Source organism: Rhodoflexus sp., assembly GCF_053489755.1.
Window position 1 is genome coordinate 1 of the sequence record NZ_JBRCHD010000031.1, and the last position, 20,581, is coordinate 20,581.

Annotated in this window: 21 protein-coding genes; 5 read left to right on the forward strand and 16 right to left on the reverse strand. The window is 45.4% G+C overall.

Going from position 1 to position 20,581, the window contains the following annotated elements; genetic code table 11:
- Positions 1-136, forward strand: a 136-nt coding sequence (locus ACWIP2_RS07040) for an MFS transporter (protein WP_448519226.1), incomplete at its 5' end; no start/stop codon positions are given.
- A 7-nt stretch (positions 137-143) separates the two neighbouring features.
- On the opposite strand, the gene ACWIP2_RS07045 is transcribed toward ACWIP2_RS07040, so the two are convergent.
- The 14 genes from ACWIP2_RS07045 to dusB form a co-directional block, all read right to left on the reverse strand.
- Positions 144-1,289, reverse strand: a complete 1,146-nt coding sequence (locus ACWIP2_RS07045) for a glycosyltransferase family 4 protein (protein WP_448519207.1) — start codon at positions 1,287-1,289, stop codon at positions 144-146.
- Positions 1,286-2,068: a class I SAM-dependent DNA methyltransferase gene (locus ACWIP2_RS07050; RefSeq protein ID WP_448519208.1), complete on the reverse strand. Its 783-nt coding sequence runs from the start codon at positions 2,066-2,068 to the stop codon at positions 1,286-1,288. Before ACWIP2_RS07050 ends, ACWIP2_RS07045 begins: the two co-directional genes overlap by 4 nt.
- On the reverse strand, positions 2,065-3,174 hold the full coding sequence (locus ACWIP2_RS07055) for a DegT/DnrJ/EryC1/StrS family aminotransferase (protein ID WP_448519209.1): 1,110 nt from the start codon (positions 3,172-3,174) through the stop codon (positions 2,065-2,067). The genes ACWIP2_RS07050 and ACWIP2_RS07055 overlap by 4 nt, the downstream gene beginning before the upstream one ends.
- Positions 3,171-3,602: a hypothetical protein gene (locus ACWIP2_RS07060; RefSeq protein ID WP_448519210.1), complete on the reverse strand. Its 432-nt coding sequence runs from the start codon at positions 3,600-3,602 to the stop codon at positions 3,171-3,173. Before ACWIP2_RS07060 ends, ACWIP2_RS07055 begins: the two co-directional genes overlap by 4 nt.
- Before the next feature lie 4 nt (positions 3,603-3,606).
- Positions 3,607-5,580 carry a hypothetical protein gene (locus ACWIP2_RS07065; RefSeq protein WP_448519211.1) on the reverse strand — a complete coding sequence of 658 codons (1,974 nt, stop codon included), beginning with the start codon at positions 5,578-5,580 and terminating at the stop codon, positions 3,607-3,609.
- Entirely contained in the window at positions 5,577-7,103 is a 1,527-nt protein-coding gene (locus ACWIP2_RS07070; protein WP_448519212.1) for a hypothetical protein, read from the reverse strand. The genes ACWIP2_RS07065 and ACWIP2_RS07070 overlap by 4 nt, the downstream gene beginning before the upstream one ends.
- On the reverse strand, positions 7,100-8,026 hold the full coding sequence (locus tag ACWIP2_RS07075) for a hypothetical protein (RefSeq protein ID WP_448519213.1): 927 nt from the start codon (positions 8,024-8,026) through the stop codon (positions 7,100-7,102). The genes ACWIP2_RS07070 and ACWIP2_RS07075 overlap by 4 nt, the downstream gene beginning before the upstream one ends.
- Positions 8,027-8,099: 73 nt before the next feature.
- Positions 8,100-8,909, reverse strand: coding sequence for a methyltransferase, TIGR04325 family (locus ACWIP2_RS07080; RefSeq protein ID WP_448519214.1), 810 nt, complete (start codon positions 8,907-8,909; stop codon positions 8,100-8,102).
- Positions 8,910-8,926: 17 nt separating this feature from the next.
- A complete protein-coding gene (locus ACWIP2_RS07085) occupies positions 8,927-9,835 on the reverse strand; it encodes a hypothetical protein (protein ID WP_448519215.1) in 909 nt (302 codons plus the stop codon).
- Positions 9,832-10,983 (reverse strand): glycosyltransferase, encoded by a 1,152-nt coding sequence (locus tag ACWIP2_RS07090; RefSeq protein WP_448519216.1) that lies wholly within the window; start codon positions 10,981-10,983, stop codon positions 9,832-9,834. The genes ACWIP2_RS07085 and ACWIP2_RS07090 overlap by 4 nt, the downstream gene beginning before the upstream one ends.
- Before the next feature lies 1 nt (position 10,984).
- Positions 10,985-12,865 carry an asparagine synthase (glutamine-hydrolyzing) gene (gene asnB, locus ACWIP2_RS07095; RefSeq protein ID WP_448519217.1) on the reverse strand — a complete coding sequence of 627 codons (1,881 nt, stop codon included), beginning with the start codon at positions 12,863-12,865 and terminating at the stop codon, positions 10,985-10,987.
- Positions 12,866-12,888: 23 nt separating this feature from the next.
- On the reverse strand, positions 12,889-13,785 hold the full coding sequence (locus ACWIP2_RS07100; RefSeq protein ID WP_448519218.1) for a 1-aminocyclopropane-1-carboxylate deaminase/D-cysteine desulfhydrase: 897 nt from the start codon (positions 13,783-13,785) through the stop codon (positions 12,889-12,891).
- Positions 13,779-14,450, reverse strand: a complete 672-nt coding sequence (gene trmB / locus ACWIP2_RS07105; RefSeq protein ID WP_448519219.1) for a tRNA (guanosine(46)-N7)-methyltransferase TrmB — start codon at positions 14,448-14,450, stop codon at positions 13,779-13,781. The genes ACWIP2_RS07100 and trmB overlap by 7 nt, the downstream gene beginning before the upstream one ends.
- A 20-nt stretch (positions 14,451-14,470) precedes the next feature.
- Positions 14,471-15,475 carry a tRNA dihydrouridine synthase DusB gene (gene dusB / locus ACWIP2_RS07110; protein WP_448519220.1) on the reverse strand — a complete coding sequence of 335 codons (1,005 nt, stop codon included), beginning with the start codon at positions 15,473-15,475 and terminating at the stop codon, positions 14,471-14,473.
- Between the two features lie 56 nt (positions 15,476-15,531).
- Here dusB and ACWIP2_RS07115 point away from each other — a divergent pair, with 56 nt between their 5' ends.
- The 3 genes from ACWIP2_RS07115 to ACWIP2_RS07125 are packed head-to-tail and all read left to right on the forward strand — an operon-like array spanning position 15,532 to position 17,522.
- Positions 15,532-16,488, forward strand: a complete 957-nt coding sequence (locus ACWIP2_RS07115; RefSeq protein ID WP_448519221.1) for a CPBP family intramembrane glutamic endopeptidase — start codon at positions 15,532-15,534, stop codon at positions 16,486-16,488.
- Between the two features lie 7 nt (positions 16,489-16,495).
- Positions 16,496-16,711 carry a putative signal transducing protein gene (locus tag ACWIP2_RS07120; protein ID WP_448519222.1) on the forward strand — a complete coding sequence of 72 codons (216 nt, stop codon included), beginning with the start codon at positions 16,496-16,498 and terminating at the stop codon, positions 16,709-16,711.
- Positions 16,683-17,522 carry a phosphatidate cytidylyltransferase gene (locus tag ACWIP2_RS07125; protein ID WP_448519223.1) on the forward strand — a complete coding sequence of 280 codons (840 nt, stop codon included), beginning with the start codon at positions 16,683-16,685 and terminating at the stop codon, positions 17,520-17,522. Before ACWIP2_RS07120 ends, ACWIP2_RS07125 begins: the two co-directional genes overlap by 29 nt.
- On the opposite strand, the gene ACWIP2_RS07130 is transcribed toward ACWIP2_RS07125, so the two are convergent.
- Both ACWIP2_RS07130 and prfA read right to left on the reverse strand, forming a co-directional pair.
- Positions 17,509-17,973, reverse strand: coding sequence for a hypothetical protein (locus ACWIP2_RS07130; protein ID WP_448519224.1), 465 nt, complete (start codon positions 17,971-17,973; stop codon positions 17,509-17,511). The genes ACWIP2_RS07125 and ACWIP2_RS07130 overlap by 14 nt on opposite strands.
- A 41-nt stretch (positions 17,974-18,014) precedes the next feature.
- A complete protein-coding gene (gene prfA, locus ACWIP2_RS07135) occupies positions 18,015-19,091 on the reverse strand; it encodes a peptide chain release factor 1 (protein WP_448519227.1) in 1,077 nt (358 codons plus the stop codon).
- 137 nt (positions 19,092-19,228) lie between these two features.
- On the opposite strand from prfA, the gene ACWIP2_RS07140 reads away from it, so the two are divergent.
- Positions 19,229-20,569, forward strand: a complete 1,341-nt coding sequence (locus ACWIP2_RS07140) for a DUF2157 domain-containing protein (RefSeq protein ID WP_448519225.1) — start codon at positions 19,229-19,231, stop codon at positions 20,567-20,569.
- Positions 20,570-20,581: the final 12 nt, after the last annotated feature.

The following is a 20,581-nucleotide window of genomic DNA, read 5'->3' on the forward strand; positions in this document are numbered from 1 at the left end:
AAATGCAGGCGGCGCAACAGCTTTTGGCATTTTTGCGGTATTGAGCGCGATAACGCTCCTCTTCGTCAAACGCTTCATTCCTGAAACCAAAGGCAAATCGCTGGAAGAAATTCAGCATGAGTTGGGGCTTTCATAAAAAAAATCTACCAACACTGCCGCAACAAAGCGAACCGTTGCAGCAACTCCCTGAAACGGTTCTTAAAATTATCTGCGGAACGCTGTTGTGCAATTGTTTTTCCTTTGGTTATCATTTGGTTGCGTAAATCGCTGTTGTCGTGCAGTTGCAACACTGTCGCCGCCATTTCCTCGGCCGATGTTGGGGCAAACAGCAGCGCCGCATCTAACATCTGCTCCCGCGCCCCTGCAACGGCAGAAGCCAACACAGGGCAACCCAGCGCAAAAGCCTCCAAAGGCGGCATGTTTTCAGGCCCAAAATGCGTAGGATAAATTAATGCCACAGCGTGTTGATAGAGCGCAACTAACTCACTTTCAGTTACAAATCCGGGGAAATGCACATAATCTGCCAGCCCGAGCGATGCCGCTGTTTGCTGTACGTGTGCCTTGTTGCCTTTGTCTGAACCGGTCAGCGCCAGATGTAATTTTTTGCCCTGCCTGTGAACTTTTGCCAATGCCTGCAATAATGTAACATGGTTCTTGTGCGGCCAAAACTGTGCGGGATAGAACAAATATTCTCCGTTGGGCAGCCATTGCGGGCGCGGTTGCGGCTTATCGGCATATTGCAGCGCAAACTGCGGGGTCAGGTGCGGAATCTGAAAAATGCGGTCGGGATGTACGCCATAGAACAGCGAAATTTCATCCGCTCCCGCCTGATTGCCTGTAATGACAAAAGATGCTTTCGGCAAATATTTTCGGTAATAGCTTTCGCGCTTGTCCCATTCGCCGTTGGCGCTTACTTCGGGGAAAAAAGGCTGCCTACGATGCTGTAAATCCCATACAATATTGATGTAGGGAATGTCCACCTGAAAATTTTCCCAAGGCGAAAGGTAAAAAATAACGTCAGGACGGGTTGAAATGACCACATCTTGCAAAGGATGCCGCTTGCGCAAACCTGTCTTGAAAAGCGCTCGCCGCCATAGCGGCGCATCAATGCAAACTGTTTGAAAATGAGTGCTTTCACCGATTGACAACTGGTGTGCGTGCGCATAAAGCACAAACTCATGCGCACCCTCGGCAGCCAATAAACGAATACTTTCCAGCATTTCGCGCTCGATAGTAAAGCCTCCCCCCTCCTCTGCCCGCAAACTACCCGAATACAAGCCTACTTTCATAGTTTTTGCGCAATGGTAAGCACGTGCCAAGTGTCGGCGTCAATCGCGGTGTCGTGGCTGTAACCGCGCAGCGATTCGCGCACCTCGAAGCCCGCTTCTTCCAGAAAAGCGCACATTTCCTGCACCAAAAAAAAGCGGTTGCGATGCAGTTCAGCGTAGGTGTGCGCCCTGCCGTTATGGAAAATTTGATGCACCGTAAAGCGAATATCGGCAATTTGGGTGCGGTAGTCTAATTTGGTTTCAGAAAAGCGAACTACCTCGCCGTCAGGCACTTGCCAGCGACGAATCCGCGCTTCCTCATAGTGCCGCGCCATAGTTGCGCCGTGCCAGTACTCAACGATAAACACGCCGCCCGGTTTGAGTTTTTCATAAATACCTCGCAACGATTTGCGGATAGCAGCATTGGTAAGCAGATAACCCAAAGAGTCAAATAAACAAAGAACGGCATCAAAATTATCGCCTATTTGCGGCGGCAAATCCGACATATCAGCCTGCATAAACGACAGCATACCCACAGGCAGCCTGCCGCTCCGCTCCATTTCCTGCTGTTTGGCGCGCGCCTGCAAAATCATATCGGCGGAAAGGTCAGTAGCGGTGATTTTATAGCCCAGCGCCGCCAGCAAGAGCGCGTGATTACCCGTGCCGCAGGCAAGTTCCAGTATATTTTTTACGCCATAAGTTGCCAATTTTCCATGCAAAAACTCTACCTCCGCCTGATAAGGCTTTTGTTCGTAGAACATGTCGTAGAGTTGGGCAAATACCGACTGATAGGCGCTCATAGGCGAATATTTCGGATGGTTTGTGCGATGTGCGCGATGGTTTCCTCAGTCAGTGAATGGCTGGAAGGCAGGTAAAGTCCTGTTTCCCAGAGCTTTTCAGCGACAGGACAGGACTCTCGGCGAAAGCCTTCTATTTTCTGCAAACAAGGCTGAATATTCATCGGACAGAAGAAAGTGCGCGTTTCTATGCCTTGTTGGTATAATTTTTCAGCAAAAGCATCGCGATTGATGCCAAATTTTTTTTCATCAATCAATATGCCGTACATCCAGTACACATGCTTTGCCCAAGGCTCGCAATGCGGCAGCGTCAGCCCCGGAATATTGGCTAAATGCTGATTGTACCATGCCGCCATTTGTATTTTTTGACCTACAATGCGGTCTAATTTCTGCGTTTGCGCATAGCCCATCGCCGCCTGCATACCTGTCATGCGGAAGTTGTAGCCGGTTACTTCATGCCTGAATCGGGGCTTGGTAAACGCCAAGTTGCGCAAGAGGCGCAATTGCTCCGCCAGTCGGTCGTCATCGGTGAGCGCCATACCGCCCTCACCCGTTGTGATAATTTTATTTGCATAAAAACTAAAACAGTTTACATGACCAAAAGAGCCGGCTTTTTTGCCTCGCACCTCCGCGCCGTGCGCCTCTGCCGCATCTTCAATCACTATCAGGTTGTACCGATTGGCAATTTCCATGAGCCTGTCCATATCCACAGGATGACCGTAGAGATGCACCGGAATGATCGCCTTGGTGCGCGGCGTAATTTTAGATTCCAGCAAATCCAAGTCTAAATTCCACGTAACAGCCTCACTGTCAATGGGTACGGGAATTGCGCCATTGTAAATTACAGCCAGCGCAGTAGCGATGTTCGTGCTAGCGCTGAGCAACACCTCGTCGCCTTTTCCGATACCCGCCGCACGGACAGCCAGTTGCAGCGCAGTCGTTCCGCTGCTAACCGCAATGCCGTGTTTCATGCCGCAGTAGTCGGCAAAAGCCCGCTCAAAATCAGGAATGTAGCGCCCGAATGAGCCTGAAATTTCACCGCGTTGCAGCGCATCGGCTACGGCGGCTTTTTCTTCTTCGGCTATTTCGGGTTCAAAAACCGGAATCATGTATTTTTCTTTTGAAAGTTTACAAACACTTTGTCGTTTTCATCGCCTAAAAAAGGGCCTTGTTTCACGCTGATGCACTGCATATCTTCCAACACGCGGATAGCATGAACGCCGTGAATCAGCACGATGCCATCGCCTTGCCGCAGCGTTACCTCGCGCAGCAGTTCGCCTTCGTCGCTGTAAAGTTCTACAACCACCACGCCGCGCTGTACAACAAACATCTGTTGCAAGTCCATAATCTCGCGCTTGAACGGTTTGTGATAGTGCGGCGGCTCAATAAAACCCGCTTCGTGCGCCAGCAAGCCAAACTGAAAGGATGATTCAGGCGGCGAAAAGAAGGTTGTTTTCGTTACGCGGATATCCGCCCAAATAATTTCGGCATATTTGATGCCATTATATTCAATAATTTCTACCTGATTTTGGGACATGGGTTTAATAAGGTTTTAAGAGAACAAACTGCTCACCAGTAGCTGAATCTACAATAATCTCCTGAGTAATAGCCGATACTTCTACGGGGATTTCAGCATCTTTGGCTAAAAGTAAATAATGAATTTTATACTTTCTGATAAATCTAATCAAAGTTTCATTTTTATCAGATGCGATAAGCTCAGGGTATTTTTTAATACTATTCATAAAGAATGAAGTACGCCACCGTGCCTCTGTCTCATCAGAATACTTCTCTTTTGTATCATACACATGTACCCAGCTCAAATTAATCACTGCCTGATTAGGACAAAAATGGTATAAATAATCTGCAATAGTCTCAAAATTAATATTAATTCTTCCCCTTTTAAGAAGTCCCTCCTGATACTCTTTTGAATTCAGCACTCCTACTTTTACTACTTGGTTATTATCACTAAGACTATCCAAAATAATACTCACTCTTTGTAAGTACTCTTTACTGTGAGTAATCGATGCTCGTGGCTGAATATCTAACTGGTGGGCACGCAAGGTTCTAAATCCTAGATATGCAAAACTGATTGCAAACAGCCAATAAACAGGAGATTTATAGTTATATAATCTAACTATGGCTATCAGTAAAAATGTTGTCATTACAATCTTGAATAGCACATAGGCATTAGTATCATAGAACTGCACCCAATCATATGCAGGTAATAGTGAACCAAAGAAGACTCCTGATACTAACGTACAACTAATAAGAAAAGTAGAGATGAGGATAAAATTAGAAGTTTTGATATTATGGAATTTATGCCAAATAACTGCAACTAGTATCATTGGAAAAGGGAAATATACCAATGGAAAATGGAGACTGTTGCGTACTAAACGTGTAAAATAATCAGAAATAGAGTAGTTATCAAGTTTTAAATAGGCGCTCAAAGAAGAGTATTCCGGTTTAAATAATACAAAAATCAAAATAAATAGTCCAATTAGTAAAAATGGCAATATAACCCATTTCTTATCAGGAAGTAAGCCATCTCTAATCAAAGATTGACCAAAGAATATTATGAGTACAACTGATGAAAAAATACCCGGAATGGGGGTTGTGAAACTAATTGCAAAAATGAGTAGTAGTAATAAAGCAGAAAATACTAAACGTCTTGCGATGAGTATAAAAGAAGTGATCCAAAACAACTCGGCAACAGCCCTCTTTAATATGAAAAAATTAGCGGAATGTCTACCATGGATAAAGTGATGTATTTCAAAGAAACCATTAAATTTTAAGAGGAAATCAAAATAAATAATAGAGGAAAAAATTAGTAAAGTAATAATAGCATATAAGATAATGCTATTGACTTTAGGTATAAATATTCTGAATAGTATCAGATTAGCTAACGCTAGTAAAAATAAAAAGTAGGTATGAATAACTAAACTATACACATAAAATGTATTTAAGCCTGATACACGCGCCACGATCCCTGAAAGCCACAGTTCCAGATAATGATAAGGCGCTATTCCTTTATATTCTTCTTCAAAAATAGCATATACATTATCGGTATTTTCAACACCTGAAAGCATTAGAAACTCAGCAATGCGTCCATAAAATAAATTATCTGATGAGTAATTATCTGCTAAAAAATCAACTTTGGTTTGAGAAAAAGCTATAATACGTAACGTAAATAATAGCAATACTATGAATAATAAAAACAAATAGTCGCTTTTTTTAGTAAAAAAGCTAATACCATTGCTTTTTTTGTCTTTAAGGCTATATATCAAAAGAATTACCAAAGGTATAATAAGTAAGAATACGGACTGAAAATCAGTTCGCCAAACTGCAACTGCTGAAACAATTATTAATATACCAATAATAGAACTCAATAGTTGATATAATAAGTTATGCAATATTTTTACATGCAATACTCTTAAAGTAAGCATTCCTGTAGCATATGCCGAGAATATTAGACCAATCAGTGCTGTAAAGTAATATGGGGTTTCTTGTAGAGTCATGGGTGATTCTTATAAATTTTAAGATTTAACTGTATCTGATTAAGAAAATCGCGTTCAAACTTTGTACCTCCCTCATAAGAATATGGCTTAATTGTTTGAAAATGTCTCACATTGAAAATTAGTCGTTTATCATTCAAAGTAATAGACCTGTGACTACCAGTAATAGGATAAAAATTTGCAAAATTAATAAAAGTGAATCCTCTACTATTTATCGTATCCATCGCCGGAAGATAAAATTCTTGCTCAATCTCAAATAAAAAAACTTTATCCCTTTTATAGCCTTTATCAAAGTATACATCTACCCATTTCTCGATTCCATAAGATAGTAAAACATCTCTTGGATAAGCAACTTCCATCAAAGAATTATTTTTTACTAAGAAGTCCGTAATGGTGTAAATATTTAGTAAAAAGATTAGTGTATAAAATATACGATTAGATACTCGATTGTATAAGAACAACAAAAAATAGCATAAAGACAATACAAAAATTGGCATAAACATATGCAATATTCTACCGTAAAAAACCATTTTTTGAAAAAAGAAACATTGTAAAGCATATCCCATTAAAAAGATTAGACCTAATATGCCAACCAAGTAGGAATAGCTCAACATTTCGCCTCGATTACGAAAAATAAAATAAGCGACAGGCGAAATGAGCAGTAAAAATCCTGTCAATTGTTCTACTTCCAGCAAATATGTTACAGGATAAGTTAGCCCTTCCTCAAAACTACCCTGAGTAATTGTACCAGAAAGTGTTTTTAATGAATTAAAATAAGAGTATCCGCCTAATCTTGTAATAAGCTCCCAGCAAAATAATACGGCAAAAGCTCCTAAAGATACTTTAAGGAAATTATATAGTTGTCTTTCAAAAAATGACTTAATGAAAACAGCACTCATCAATATACCTACAAATAAAAAATAACCAGGATATATCGAAAATCCCAGACCAACTAAAATACCTATCAGCAGGTAATGATAACCTTTTAGTTTATATTCGGATAATATGTAAATTGCTACTAAAAAACATAGTAAGGCGTTATCATAAGGTAACAAATGCCTGATATACAATCCATGATTTAATAATGCGCAGTAAGCCAACGTAGAAACAAGGGCAATAAGTTTTAGATGGCGTATGCTATCGATGGCTGAACCCTTAAAAGAAATCCTGTAAACAAGAAACGTATTTGCTAAAACTACCGAATAGTTGAAAAACTGAGGAATAAAATTAGAATGGCTAACCGGTTGTCCTGAAATTTTATACCAAATAATTTGTATGACTGCAAATGGAAATCTAATAAGTAGCTCGCCTGGTCTTCCATTAGTATCTGTCAAAGTCTTACAAAATTTACTATAGTCTCCTTGTTTAATAGATTCTATCAAACTAAATATCAAGTCATATCGCCATTCATCAGTAAGTCCATAAGCTCCTACGCCAATATAAAAAAATTTAAGTAGAAGAAGCATAAGAATACCTGCGACACACATATATTCTAAGCTTTTTATCGTCATATATGTATTCTTCATAATTGATATAATCTATCTGTTTTCACATCTACTACTTCGCAACCTTTAATTGCATCTAAACGGGCGCTACCACTCAAAAAAGTCAGGTTGCCGGCGGCATCGCGCGACTCGCGAAAACGGGAAGCTACATAGCCCTCCGCTGCGGTCAGTTTGGGCAATACGTTGCGGTCTTTGCGGATAAAATAGGCATTATTACCGGCGCTGTTGCAACCTACAAAATCGTAGCCCCGTTGCTCTGCCAAATAACAGAAAGCAGCCAGCGAAGCCCCCCAGTAAAGACCTGAAAAATGCGCCTGATGACGTTGAAAATCAGCTTTATAGGGAATAGAAACCGCTTTTTCAGCACCATAAACGCTGTTATACTCCGCCACTACGATGACAGGATTAACCGCCTCAATCGCTTGCCAAACCCAATAATCGTTGCCGTCTATGTCTATGCTCAGCAAACCAATTTCGCCTGTAAATCCGTTTTTGACAAAAATATCGTTGATATTCTCTCGGGTGATGAATGCGCCAACGGGCGTTAGGTCATAGCGCCAGCAGAGGTCGCTACTACGAACGGCATCCATTAAGTCAGCATCGCCGTCTATGATTAAGCCCCGCCAATTATTGTGCATCAGCAAAAAGCGCGTGTTTGCCTCGCGGTAACTTTCTACGCCAAATTCTATAAAAATTTCAGGCAGCGGCTTTAATTTTTCAATCAGGTATTGAATAATTCCATCGTCGCCAAACTGTGAAAATACCTGAAATTCAGATTCTTGCAAAGTCATTGATGTACCCGATTGCAGCTGCGCACGCAATTGACGCGCTGCCATACTGCCCAGCAGCAGGCGATTAGCAAGCGTTGCTTCCTCCACATCGTCTAACCGCATCAGCAATTCGGTTTGCAGTTTACGTACTATTTTTTTGATGAGACTCTTCATGTTTAAATTACTTGTGCCAAAGTACGGCAAATCCTTCAGGATGCGCAAAATACTACACACGCTAAAGCGTATGTTACAATTTTTTCAAACAAAACCAGCAAAAGTTATGGAACCAACGCGGTAGTCCCTCAACTTTGGCCGCAATATTATCCAATGATTTCCCCTCTGCCAGCAGGCGATAATCAGGCGTAAATTGTGCCAGAAATTGCTGCCGATCAAAAATCCAGCTCGGAAAAGTGCCTTCAAAATTTTCTGCTGCCTGCACATATTGCAAGGTTATCAGGTGCTCATTGCCCTCGTAAAAAGGCGTGCGATGAATAAAAAAATACTGCGGCTGCAATGCCTTCAACGCATGTATAAAATCCTGATAGCTGCCGATACACTGCAATACGCCCGAGGCCAGCACAAACAAGGCCTCCTTATCGGGAATATCTGCCGCCTGATAATGAAACTGCAATACTTTATCGTCCTTGAACAGTTCCTGTCCCAGAGCGACATAGTGCGGCTGTTCAACCACATACCATTGAATATCAAGCGCTTGCAGCATTTGGCGGTGCTGAAACCAGGTGCTGCCAAGCGAGCCGCCAAAATCCAGCACCCGTAGTTTTCCATTGTTTTCTAAGGCTGCCTTTAGCAAGAAAGATAACAAAGGATAGTCATAAATTGGCTCATAGAATAGCTTGCCGTCGCGTTCAAATAACGCCCTGCCCTCTTTAACCGCAATAGCCGACCGCCTGATACGCTCCAAAATTTGCGCATCGTCATAGCCGCCCGCCTGTCGCATGGCAGACTCCCAGTTTGGAAAATTTCCTTTCCAATAAATCGGATAAGTTTGCTCAAAAAAGAATATTTCGCGAATTTTATGGACAATGCGTTGTATCATGTACGTGGGTCAGGCGTTCAAAGATAGCATTTTTTGATGCGCCACAGGTATTTTTTCCATAACGGCGGCATGTAGTTTTGTGCAGCCAAATAGCTGACAATCGCCGCTCTTGCCTCTTGGTTTACCAGCGTAGGTTGAGGCAATACATGTACGGGCTTCGCCTCTAATTGCACCCGATAAAACTCCTCGCTGCCTGCATGGGTGCCACTGTCATCGTTCCCGACGTTCTCCACCAACGATTTGCCCGGATATAAAGCAAGTTTATCAGCCAAAAATAATGAAGCATACCAACAAATCGCCCAGGAATCATTTTTGCCGCTCACCCTATCGGTCAGCATTTGGTAATATGGATAAGTATTATCATAGTTAAACGACCTGATTAGACCGCGTTTGGCAATCTCATTTGCCAGAAAATTGCCATCGGGATTGAAGCATTGCCAAGCGCGTTGCCAGGTAGCCCAGCCCCAACAGCCCGGGTCTTTTAAAAAAAACGTTTCGGGCAGATTCGGAATATCGTAGATGTAAGCGGTAATGGCTGCTACTTCCGGCGCATCGGCATAGCATTGCAGGGCATCGTTCATAAAACGCAGGAAGTAGGGCGAAGTAACCATGTCGTCTTCCAGCACAATTACCCTGCCGTGGCGATTGACTACCTCGGTTACGCCTGCAATAATTGAATTAGCAAGCCCCTGATTATCAGTTTTTTCAACAATAATCACTTCGCGAAAATGCCAAGGCTGGCGGATGATTTGGCGCACTTCGGCAATGCTTTCCCTGTCTGCTGCGGAGGCATTGAATTTCGCACCGTCGGCGAAAATGTAGAGCGTACTTTCAGCCGCTCCCTCATTTTGTTGCAGGGTTTCCAATGTGCGCCGCAAATGCTGCGGACGTTTGTAGCAAAACAAGGCGATGGGGGCTACATTCATTTTTTGATAAGCACACATTCGATCTTTCGCTGAAAAACCGCATCGAAGGCATAATCGGCGATAAAGTCATGATTATCAGCGATAAAATAAAACAAAAAGTCGCGCACATTGATAAAGGTAACCCATTCGGTTTCAAAGATAGCGTACTCCGTCATGCGATAGGAAATTGAGAGCCGCTCCAGCAAGCGATTGATTTTTTGAAAAATACCCGCCAAACGCGCTTTTTCATTTGCCTGAATAGGTTCAAATTCTTGTCGCACAATCAAAACTGCGCCCGAAGGCAAGGCATAAAACGTTTTTGAAAAATCAACATATGCCTGTAAAGTTGGATACTCGAAAACAAACGATGCGGCGCCATTGGCAAGCGCCGCGTCCATATTTTCAAAGATAGTTAGCGCCGGGCGTTGCACAGGCAACCGCAAGGGTTGATTTAGGTACGGAACTTTGACTTCCGTTTTGCGTTGCTCGTACTTTTCCATTGCTTTGAGCCACAGCGCAGGCATCAAATCCTCTGTTGAAGCAGGCGGATGCCATTGGTGAAAAGTTGGCGCTTCTTCTATGGACAACACTTTGCGGGTAAGCCCTATTTTCCGCAGCCGCTTTTTCAAATCCATATCTTCCACACCCCAGACTTGGAAATACTCATCAAAGCCGCCGATTTCATACATAGCCTGACGCGGTACGGCAATCAAGCCACCGCTCTCACTGATGGAATTTACCGGATAATCATAAGCCTTATCAAATGTAAGTTTCTCATAATCAGATACATCGGAAGGAATATAATAGCACTGGTACTGTACAAATGATTGCAGATCTATTTTTTGCAGCACAGAAGCGGCAAAATAGGGTGGATAAATCAAATCAATATCCACAACAATCAGGTACTGCCCCTTGGCCTGTTGAACGCCTAAGTTGACCGCGTGTGCCCGCGACCAGAATTGTCGCCTTGTATCGTAGTAATAGTACTTTACTTTGTTAAAACGGGTACAGAGTTGTGCTATCTGTTGATGCTGCTCTTCACTGCTTCCATAATCGGTAAATATAATTTCATATTCATCCTCAAATTGCTGATTTTGAAGCGATTGCAAACATCTTCTTACTCGCTCAACTTCGCGATTGCGATACGGTACAATAAATGAAAAAATCATACTATCCAATTCTCCGCTCTATCAAAGGGTAGGAACGCTTTAAAACCGCCCGTTCCCAAAGGTAAGGCATTAAGGCGACCCATGCCTGCTCTCCTTCTAAAAATTTTGCCTGCGGATTCTGAATTACCTGCAGAATTTTCTGCCGCACCTCTGCCGGATTTATCATCGTTGATGCGTTGAAATCTGTATCATTCACCATGTCCAACAAAGATTCACGCCATGCTCCTTTCATCCAGTCTATGATAGGCGTGTTAAATCCTATTTTGCTTTTGCGCATACGCACCTCCTCAGGGATACGCCCCAAAACGGCATCCCGTATAATCGCTTTGGCGTATCCGTTGCGCACTTTGCTTTGCCAAGGCAGCGAAAAGCTATAAGTTACCACGCGATGATCCATGAAAGGCATTCTTATTTCCACACCGTTAGCCATAGAATAACGGTCGTAGTTGCGCAACAAAGTAGGCAATATGGTTTGGTGAAATATTTTGTACAAAGCTGCATTAAACTTGCCAAATTTGCCTTTGTGCGGCGCTTCACGGGAAAAAAGTTCTTGCAAACTATTTCGGGGGGCATGTCTGATTTGTGATAAGATGAACCGAAGCGCGCTACATAAAGTCTGTATTTCTTCATCTACCTGTTCAGAGTTCAGATGATTAAAGCCATTTATCGCATCTATGACGTTTCGGATGTTGCTGATATTAAACCGGCAGTCCATTAAAGCGAGAACGATATGCCCATAGCCGCTCATCATCTCATCTGCGCCGTGCCCGTCTATGCTTACCGTAATCCCATTGCGGCGAATTGCCTTGTAGATTTCCATCATAGGCACGGGACTTGTTAGATACAATTCCTCAAAAAAGTACAGATACTCGTTCATATCGCTGATTTGCCGCCCTGGATTTATGTTTAGATAAGTAGCGGGAATGTTGAGATACTCAGCGACTTTTTGGGCGTAATAACGCTCGTCTAAAAAAGTGCCGGGGAAAGTGGCGACGAAAGCATGTTGCCAATCGGTAGCCAGCCGCTGACCGCAGCGGTTGTCATGCTTAGCAATCCAGGCAAGCGTTCCCGCTATGGCGCTGGAATCCAAACCGCCGCTCAATGCCGTTCCGATTGGCACGTCGGAACGCATACAAATGCGACATGCATCGGTAAAAATCTCGCGGAATTGCTCTACCTGTTCCTCATAGCGCTCAGGAACTTGTACCAAATGCCGCATCGTATCCCAGTAACGAATAGGCTTTATATTAGCGGCGTTTGGTTCAATGTAGGCATAATGCCCCGCAGGGAAGCGCTTAATACCTGCAATCAGGCAAAGTTCGGTAGCTTCATAGGCAAACAGGTTATTTTTTAACCATTCGAAATCATCAGCTACTCGCAGTTCAGGCAAAAATGGAAAAAGCGCCTTCATTTCCGAAGCAAAGGCAAACCTGCCGCCTGCAAATGTGTAATACATCGGCTTGATGCCAAATCGGTCGCGGCTTAGGAAAAGTCGGCGCGTTTCTTTGTCCCACATGGCAAATGCCCACATGCCATTGAATTTTAACAGGCACTGCTCGCCCCACTCATGGAAAGCAGCTATGATAACTTCTGTATCGGTATCAGAGGTAAAACGATGTCCTTTCGCTTTTAGCTCTTCCCTGATTTCCAGAAAGTTGTATATCTCGCCGTTGTAGGTGATGACGTAGCGCTCATATTCCATCGGCTGCCTGCCGTTTTCGCTCAGGTCTAAAACAGCCAACCGCCGATGCCCTAAAGTGACTTGACGTTCTGCCGATTGCCAAACGCCAGCGCCATCAGGGCCGCGATGCGCCAGCAATTGAAGGGCTTCTGTAAATGATTCGGTTGATACGGCGGGCATAACGCCCAAAATGCCACACATATTTTATCTAATTACAAAGGCTTTTACAACACCCCTCCTGTATGCAAAACTAACACCTTACTGCTATCTGCAAAGTATTTTTTTTGCAGTAAATCAGCTACGGCATAAAACAGTTTGCCCGTGTAAACAGGCTCAATCGGGATTTGGTATTGGCTGATAAAATAATTGACAAAATCCGTCAGTTCGGGATTAGCGCGGGCATAGCCGCCGAAGTGATAGCCCTCTACCACTTTCCAGTTATTGAGATGAGATTTGTCTGCTGCCGCTAATAGTTGCCCAACGGCATCGGTCAGAAAATTTCCTTTTAACACGCTGATTCCTAATGCTTTTACGTTGGGGCTGCCCATTGCCAGCCCTGCCAGCGTGCTGCCTGTGCCGCAGGCGCAAAGTACATAGTCAAAATGTTGCGGAACGTATGCCCAAATATCGGCGCATCCCTGAACGGCCAAGGGGTTAGTTCCGCCTTCGGGCAGAATGTAGCAATCATCAAAATTTTCATTTGGGAAATGTGCCCGCAACCAGCTGCGCATATCTTGTTGCTGATGAATGCTGCGATAGTCGCTGCGGTTGAGGTAGCGCAATTCCATGCCCATTTGTTGCATGAATTGCAGGGCAGGATTGAGCGGCTCGGTAGGTTCGCCGCGCACGTAGCCGATGGTGCGGAAGCCGAAATAACGCCCCGCCGCCGCTGTCGCCCGCAGATGGTTGGAATAAGCGCCGCCAAACGTGAGCAAGGTAGTTTTGCCTGCCGCCCGCGCCTGTTCCAGATTGTATTTTAGTTTGAACCACTTGTTGCCCTGAATGTGTGGGTGCATGAGGTCTAAGCGCAAAACCGCCACCTCGCAATTGTCTGAAAGTGAATCAGGCAGCCATTGCAAAGGCGGCGGCGTAAAATCAGGCAGGGTTTCGAGACTTACCACAAACGGCACTTCAAGTAATGAATTTTATGCCCTTTGGCAACAAATATTTCTTCGTATTTGGTGCGTATAGGTTCGCCGTTGATGTCCAGATGGTCTTCCAGTAAGTGAGAGTGGTACAAATCTTCTGTATATGACAAATCCGTGATTTTTTCGCTTTGCAGTACTTCCATTGTATAGTGGAAAAACTGTTCGCTGTCGGTGCGAAGGCGCAACCACATGCCGGGTTTGCCAATGTTGCGATAGCGCTGCAAAAAACGCGGATTGGTGAGGCGGCGACGCTCGTCTCCGTCCTTCGGGCGCGGATCGGGGTGAATCAGCCAGATTTCGCTTACTTCGCCTGCTGCAAAGAAGGTTTCAATATTCTGAATCTGCGTGCGCAGGAAGGCGGCATTGTACAAGCCTTTCTGCAAACACTGCTGGCTGCCTTTCCAAAGGCGCGCACCTTTGATGTCCACGCCGATAAAGTTTTGCTTAGGAAACTTTTCGGCAAAGGCTACGGTATATTCGCCGCGTCCGCAGGCAAGTTCCAGCGCAATCGGGTTCGTATTGTGAAAGTAGGTTTCGTGCCAGTTGCCGCGAATAGTTTCATAGTGCGGTTTGCCGCGCTCAAGAACGTTGTGCGCCGCCTGATTGGCGGCAAAACGCGCTAATTTGTGTCGTCCCATAGTTGTTGTAACTGTTCCAATTATGCTGCTGCCACATCTAATTGCACATCGGCAAAACGCTCAAGCACCTCGTCTAACACAGCGGAAACCTCTTCTTGCGTAGCGCTTTCCACTAAGCGCGTGCGGTATTCCTTAAAGTGCGGAATAAAGCGGAAATAGTTTGTGTAGTGGCGGCGCATCTCAAAAATGCCCATTTTAGGCCCCTTCCATCGCACAGAAAAATCTAAATGGCGGCGGCAGGTTTCAACGCGTTCCTGCAAAGTAGGCGGCGGTAGTTTCTCCCCCGTTTGCATGTAATGCTTCACCTCGCGGAAAATCCACGGGTAGCCAATAGATGCTCGACCGATCATGATACCATCTACGCCATAGCGGTTGCGATACTCTAATGCCTTCTCGGGGCTGTCAATGTCACCGTTGCCAAAAATCGGGATGTGGATATTGGGCAGGTTCTTGACTTCGGCGATGAGTCGCCAGTCTGCATTGCCCTTGTACATCTGCGCACGGGTGCGCCCATGAATGGTAAGCGCCTGAATACCAACATCTTGCAGCCGTTGCGCTGCCTCAAGGATATTGATGCTGTTATCATCCCAGCCCAGACGAGTTTTAACGGTTACGGGTCGCTTGCAGATTTTCACAATTGCTTCGGTGATGCGCTGCATTTTGGGCAAATCGCGCAGCAGCCCCGCGCCCGCACCTTTGCAGGCTACGTTTTTCACAGGACAGCCGTAGTTAATATCCACCAGATCGGGATTGACCGAATCGGCGATGGCAGCCGCTTCGCGCATCACATCTTCCTTATCGCCGAAAATCTGAATGCCAATCGGGCGCTCGTATTCAAAAATATCTAATTTTTGTATGCTCTTGGCGGCATCCCGAATCAGCCCTTCGGCAGAGATAAACTCGGTGTACATCAAATCAACGCCGTTTTCTTTGCAGACGGCGCGAAAAGGCGGATCGCTTACGTCTTCCATTGGGGCAAGCAGCAGCGGAAATTCCGCCAGCTCAACATCACCGATTTTTACCATGCTATTCCGATTGTGAAAGGCTTTTTATATTTTGCTTGCAAAATTATACGCAATCTATGTCATTTGGAAAAGAGGACAGCCCGCTGCCGCCTAAAAGTGCGCTTGGGACTTCATTGTTATTATTTATTCCTGTCTTTCTGGCGGGCTTGTTCTTCTTCAATTTTGTTGGTTTGGTACTTGCCCTGCCCCTGTTCGACTGGGATATAGAACGCATCACATTTGCAATGGCAGCCCCCAAAGGAAATGACCGGCTGGGAATACTCATTATGCAAGGGGTAAATGCATTAGGCAGTTTTCTTTTGGTGCCTGCATGGTTCATGCGGCGGTTGGATGCTGATAAAAATATGTATGCCCAAACAGTGGCAGGCATTCGGCAGGCGATACCGGTTACTATTTGGGGGGCAGGCATACTTATCGTGGTACTTGCCCTGCCGATGATTGCTTGGACAGTTAAGTGGAACGAAGCATGGCAGTTTCCGGCTTTTCTGGCAGAATTTGAGAGTTGGGCGCGGGACAAAGAAGCGGAACTCAAACGCCTGACCCTGCTGCTCATAGATTTTCAATCCCCTTTGGAACTCGCATTGGGGCTGGTGGTTATTGCTGTCATTCCGGGTATTGGCGAGGAGTGGCTATTTCGGGGCTTCCTGCAAAAGCGATTGCAGCAACTTTTTGGCAACCCGCACGTGGCTATCTGGACGGCTGCTATTATTTTCAGCGCTTTTCATTTGCAATTTTACGGCTTCGTTCCCCGCATGATTCTGGGCGCTGTGTTCGGATATTTGTTCTTGTTCACAGGCAATTTGGCGCTGCCGATGCTGGCGCACTTCTTTAACAATGCCTATACGGTTCTGCTGATGTATGCCTACAATCAGAAATGGACCGACATTAACATTGAAGACACGCCCGCAGTTCCCGCACTTACGGCTATCGGCTCTGCCTTATTAGTCAGTGCGCTGCTGGTATGGCTGCGCAGCCATTACAACAACTATCAACAAACCTCATCCGGCAATTGATCCGCCTATGAACTGGCAAAAAATATATAGCGCAGCTAATCCTGCACAGGCAGAAATGATAAAAATATTGCTGCAAGAAAACGATATTCAAGCAATTTTACTCAATAAACGCGACAGCGTTTACAATATGTTCGGCGAGGCAGAAGTGCACGTGCTGCGCGAAGACGTGATTAAAGCCATACAACTTATTAAACATGAATTGGAGACTGAACGGTTTGACTGAACTGCAACAGCGTGTTATCACAGCAGCCATCGGCGCATGCATCATACTCGGTGCGCTGGCTTACAACGAGTGGACTTACTTTATTGTCTTCTTTTTTATCAGCATGTTCACCTTGCTGGAGTTCTACAAACTGCTGGGATTGGACGGGAATCTGCCTTTGCGTACATTCGGAACAACAGTTGGGCTAATTCTTTTTACCATGACTTTTTTCGTGGAAAAATACAATTTCAATCACGAGCTGTACTACCTCGTTTTTGTGCTGCTTTCCACTGCCTTTGTGATTAAACTGTACTCCAAACGCGATGAGAAACCCTTTCGAAACGTCGCCTTTACCTACTTGGGAATTATTTATGTAGCCGTTCCTTTTGCACTGCTGAATACAGCCGTTTTTATGAGCGGAACATTCAGCAATCAGGTAATTGTAGGCTCATTATTCATGATTTGGGCAAGTGATACAGGAGCTTACTTTACAGGACGCGCCTTTGGCAAGCATAAACTATTTTTCCGCGTTTCGCCCAAAAAAACATGGGAAGGAAGCATCGGTGGCACAGTGCTTACACTGATTTTTGCCTATTTGATTTCAATATATTTTACCGACTTGGTGCTGTGGCAGTGGTTCTGTATCGCAATTATCATCGTGGTTACAGGCACTTATGGCGATTTGGTAGAATCTTTATTCAAGCGCAGCATACACATCAAAGACTCAGGCGAAAGCATTCCGGGACACGGCGGATTTCTGGATCGCTTCGATAGCCTACTCCTTTCTGCACCCTTTATCATCACCTTTGTCAGGTTAGTTAAACTGCTCTAGCCTGCAATACGAAATCCACACCCGAATCAAAATCAGGGAACGATTTGACCTGAAAAGGGACTAATGTAGATACCGTTTTTTCCAGATAATCGGCGATGAAGCGTTTAAAATACTGGTCCTCCTGCTGCTCTTTCAAGCCTGCGATAGCGAAGTTGCTGCCAACCACTTCTTTGAGTTGCAAAAACCAAATGCCTACCAGCCATGCTCGGTCTTGCATAGACGATCCATTGCTGCGGCGCTGGCTCGCCACCAAGCCGTGCGGCTTATTGGTTTTGATCATTCCCAACAGTTCGCTGTACAAATGCTTGTACTCTGCATGTGTGAATTTCCCGATGACTTCGGAATACAGCACATTGATTTCCCGATAATACAGTACAAGCCCGTAGGGCTTATCGAACAGCACCTCCGGCTTGAGGTGTGCATACTTGACAGAAACGGGCTGGAACGACATGCGTTAGTCTGAATTTGAGGTAACGAAATTATCGGAAAATCTTAGATACTCATAGTGCCGTCCTTCAAACGCTCGGCATTTTCTGCGATGCGGAGCTGCTCAATAAATTCGCCGATATTGCCATCCATCACCGAAGGCAGGTTATACACCGTCAGACCGATGCGGTGGTCGGTAACGCGGCTTTGCGGATAGTTGTAGGTGCGGATTTTGTCGGAGCGGTCGCCGCTGCCTACCATCGAACGGCGCTGAGAATCAATCGCTTCGTGTTGTTTTTGCAACTCTATTTCGTAGAGGCGCGAACGCAATACTTTTAGCGCTTTTTCAAAGTTTTTGATTTGCGATTTTTCATCTTGACACGAAACCACCAAACCCGTAGGAATGTGCGTCAGGCGCACGGCGGAGTAAGTAGTGTTTACCGACTGACCGCCTGGACCCGAAGAGCAGAACGTATCTTTGCGGATGTCGTTCATATTGATTTCCACCTCCACTTCTTCGGCTTCGGGAAGCACCGCCACGCTGGCGACAGAGGTATGAATGCGTCCTTGCGTTTCGGTAGCTGGCACGCGCTGCACGCGGTGAACGCCCGACTCGTATTTCAACATGCCATAAACATCTTCGCCCGAAACGCTGCAAATAATTTCCTTGTAACCGCCTGCCGTACCTTCGGTATAGTCAATCAGTTCCACTTTCCAACCTTGCTGCTCGGCAAAGCGCTGATACATGCGCATCAGGTCGCCGGCAAACAGAGAGGCTTCATCGCCGCCCGCACCCGCGCGAATTTCAAGAATAACGTTTTTGCTGTCGTTGGGGTCTTTCGGAATGAGCAGTTGCTTGATTTCCTCTTCCAATACTTCCTGCTTGGGCTGGAGTTCGTCCAATTCAGCCTTTGCCATTTCGCGGAAATCGGGGTCTTTTTCGGTGCGAAGCACCTCGCGGGCGCTTTCTATGTTGGAAAGCAATTGCTCATACTCTTCGTATTTGCGCACAATTTTTTCCAACTCTTTGTATTCTTTGTTGAGTTTGGCATAGTTCTTCATGTCAGCCATGCTTTCAGGCTGCATAATCAACTGCGATACTTCTTCAAAACGCTTCTTGATTTCTTTCAATTTCTCTATCATGGGAAAACGCGCAAATAGCGGGCGCAAAGATATGCAAAAACTTGGCTTAGGCAGCGTTTGCGCCAACGAATCATTCACGTACAAATCATCAAAAATCCCAAGCGAATTTTTAACTTCACTTGTTGATTCATTCACACATGAAACCTCTTTGGAGTAAACTGCAACATGCGCCCCGTTTTAAGGAAGAAATAGACACCTGGGTAGCCGAAGGTATCATCGGCGAATCGCAGGCACAGGAACTGATTCGGCGCTATGAACTGGATGTGCCGCCGCCATGGTACATGCAGTCGGGTTGGCTGTTGCGCGGGATTGGCTTGCTGGTCGTTGCCGCAGGAATCTTGCTGCTGATTGCCGAAAACTGGCAGCATTTTCCCGTCCCCGTACAGATGGCGGTAGGTTTGCTGCCGTTGGCGGCAAGTTATGCGGTCGCATGGCGGGAACAGTCGCTGGGCAGGATGCGACAGGCAGAACTGGCGATGCTGTTTGGCTCGCTGTTGCTGGGCGTGAACATCTGGTTGCAGGCGCAGATTTTTCACATTTCAGCCTACTATCCCGATGGAATTTTGTGGTGGATTATTGGCGCGCTACCCGTGATTTTCTGGTTTCAGAACAAAATTTTGCACTTTTTCTTTACCGTTTTGGCTTGCGTATGGCTGGGCGTGCAGTTTGAGTATGAACAGTTTTCTCTGTGGGCGGCGCTGATTGTCGGTTTGTTGTTTTACATGGAATACCTTAAACCCAACGGATGGACGCTGGTTGCCTGCATTGCGCTGGGGCTGTGGTTTTTTCTGGGGCTGCTGATTTATGAAGCGCGTCATTTCAAGCAAAACAGTTGGGGGGAGCCTCATGTTGCAGCAATCTTTACCGCCGCGTTCCCGATGCTGTTTTTGTTGGTTTTTCAGCGGATAAAATCTCGATATGGCGAGCGTGCGGCATGGTTGCTCGAATCGGCGGCGATGATTTTCATGGCGGGCTTTTTCTTTTTGCTAACCTTTGAGTCGTCGTTGAAAGACTTAGTGCGCTCTTCTGCCGGCGCTTCGTTGCCTTTCACTATTTGGGGATTAATCGCCGCCGTCCTCATCCTAAGCGCCTTTATTGCGCCTAAAAACAAAGCGTTGCCGCCTTATGTCGCCGCCTTTGTGTTGGCGCTTGCGCCCTGCCTTATCCCGATGCTCACACTTACAGAAAACGAGGGGCAAACAACCTCTGCCGATGCGTACATGCTGCTGATGAATATCGGATTTGTACTGTTTGCCGTTGCGCATATCCTAATGGCGATAGCTGTTACCAAGCAAAAGGGGACTTTTATGTCGGGCATTTTTTACCTGATGGTATGGCTGCTGGGGCGCTATCTGGCGCTGGTGGAAGACTACGTTACCACGGCGATTATTTTCATCGCTTTTGGCGCGAGCATTTACTACCTGAGTTCTTGGTGGGACAAGCGCCTCAACGCGGCGGCAAGCGAAACGAATCCGTAGCGTATCTTTGTG

Bases quoted from the DNA above. Each gene is read 5' to 3' on its own strand.
- ACWIP2_RS07045 (WP_448519207.1), bottom strand. From the start codon at position 1,289: ATGAAAGTAGGCTTGTATTCGGGTAGTTTGCGGGCAGAGGAGGGGGGA.
- ACWIP2_RS07050 (WP_448519208.1), bottom strand. From the start codon at position 2,068: ATGAGCGCCTATCAGTCGGTATTTGCCCAACTCTACGACATGTTCTAC.
- ACWIP2_RS07055 (WP_448519209.1), bottom strand. From the start codon at position 3,174: ATGATTCCGGTTTTTGAACCCGAAATAGCCGAAGAAGAAAAAGCCGCC.
- ACWIP2_RS07060 (WP_448519210.1), bottom strand. From the start codon at position 3,602: ATGTCCCAAAATCAGGTAGAAATTATTGAATATAATGGCATCAAATAT.
- ACWIP2_RS07065 (WP_448519211.1), bottom strand. From the start codon at position 5,580: ATGACTCTACAAGAAACCCCATATTACTTTACAGCACTGATTGGTCTA.
- ACWIP2_RS07070 (WP_448519212.1), bottom strand. From the start codon at position 7,103: ATGAAGAATACATATATGACGATAAAAAGCTTAGAATATATGTGTGTC.
- ACWIP2_RS07075 (WP_448519213.1), bottom strand. From the start codon at position 8,026: ATGAAGAGTCTCATCAAAAAAATAGTACGTAAACTGCAAACCGAATTG.
- ACWIP2_RS07080 (WP_448519214.1), bottom strand. From the start codon at position 8,909: ATGATACAACGCATTGTCCATAAAATTCGCGAAATATTCTTTTTTGAG.
- ACWIP2_RS07085 (WP_448519215.1), bottom strand. From the start codon at position 9,835: ATGAATGTAGCCCCCATCGCCTTGTTTTGCTACAAACGTCCGCAGCAT.
- ACWIP2_RS07090 (WP_448519216.1), bottom strand. From the start codon at position 10,983: ATGATTTTTTCATTTATTGTACCGTATCGCAATCGCGAAGTTGAGCGA.
- asnB (WP_448519217.1), bottom strand. From the start codon at position 12,865: ATGTGTGGCATTTTGGGCGTTATGCCCGCCGTATCAACCGAATCATTT.
- trmB (WP_448519219.1), bottom strand. From the start codon at position 14,450: ATGGGACGACACAAATTAGCGCGTTTTGCCGCCAATCAGGCGGCGCAC.
- dusB (WP_448519220.1), bottom strand. From the start codon at position 15,475: ATGGTAAAAATCGGTGATGTTGAGCTGGCGGAATTTCCGCTGCTGCTT.
- ACWIP2_RS07115 (WP_448519221.1), top strand. From the start codon at position 15,532: ATGTCATTTGGAAAAGAGGACAGCCCGCTGCCGCCTAAAAGTGCGCTT.
- ACWIP2_RS07120 (WP_448519222.1), top strand. From the start codon at position 16,496: ATGAACTGGCAAAAAATATATAGCGCAGCTAATCCTGCACAGGCAGAA.
- ACWIP2_RS07125 (WP_448519223.1), top strand. From the start codon at position 16,683: ATGAATTGGAGACTGAACGGTTTGACTGAACTGCAACAGCGTGTTATC.
- ACWIP2_RS07130 (WP_448519224.1), bottom strand. From the start codon at position 17,973: ATGTCGTTCCAGCCCGTTTCTGTCAAGTATGCACACCTCAAGCCGGAG.
- prfA (WP_448519227.1), bottom strand. From the start codon at position 19,091: ATGATAGAGAAATTGAAAGAAATCAAGAAGCGTTTTGAAGAAGTATCG.
- ACWIP2_RS07140 (WP_448519225.1), top strand. From the start codon at position 19,229: ATGAAACCTCTTTGGAGTAAACTGCAACATGCGCCCCGTTTTAAGGAA.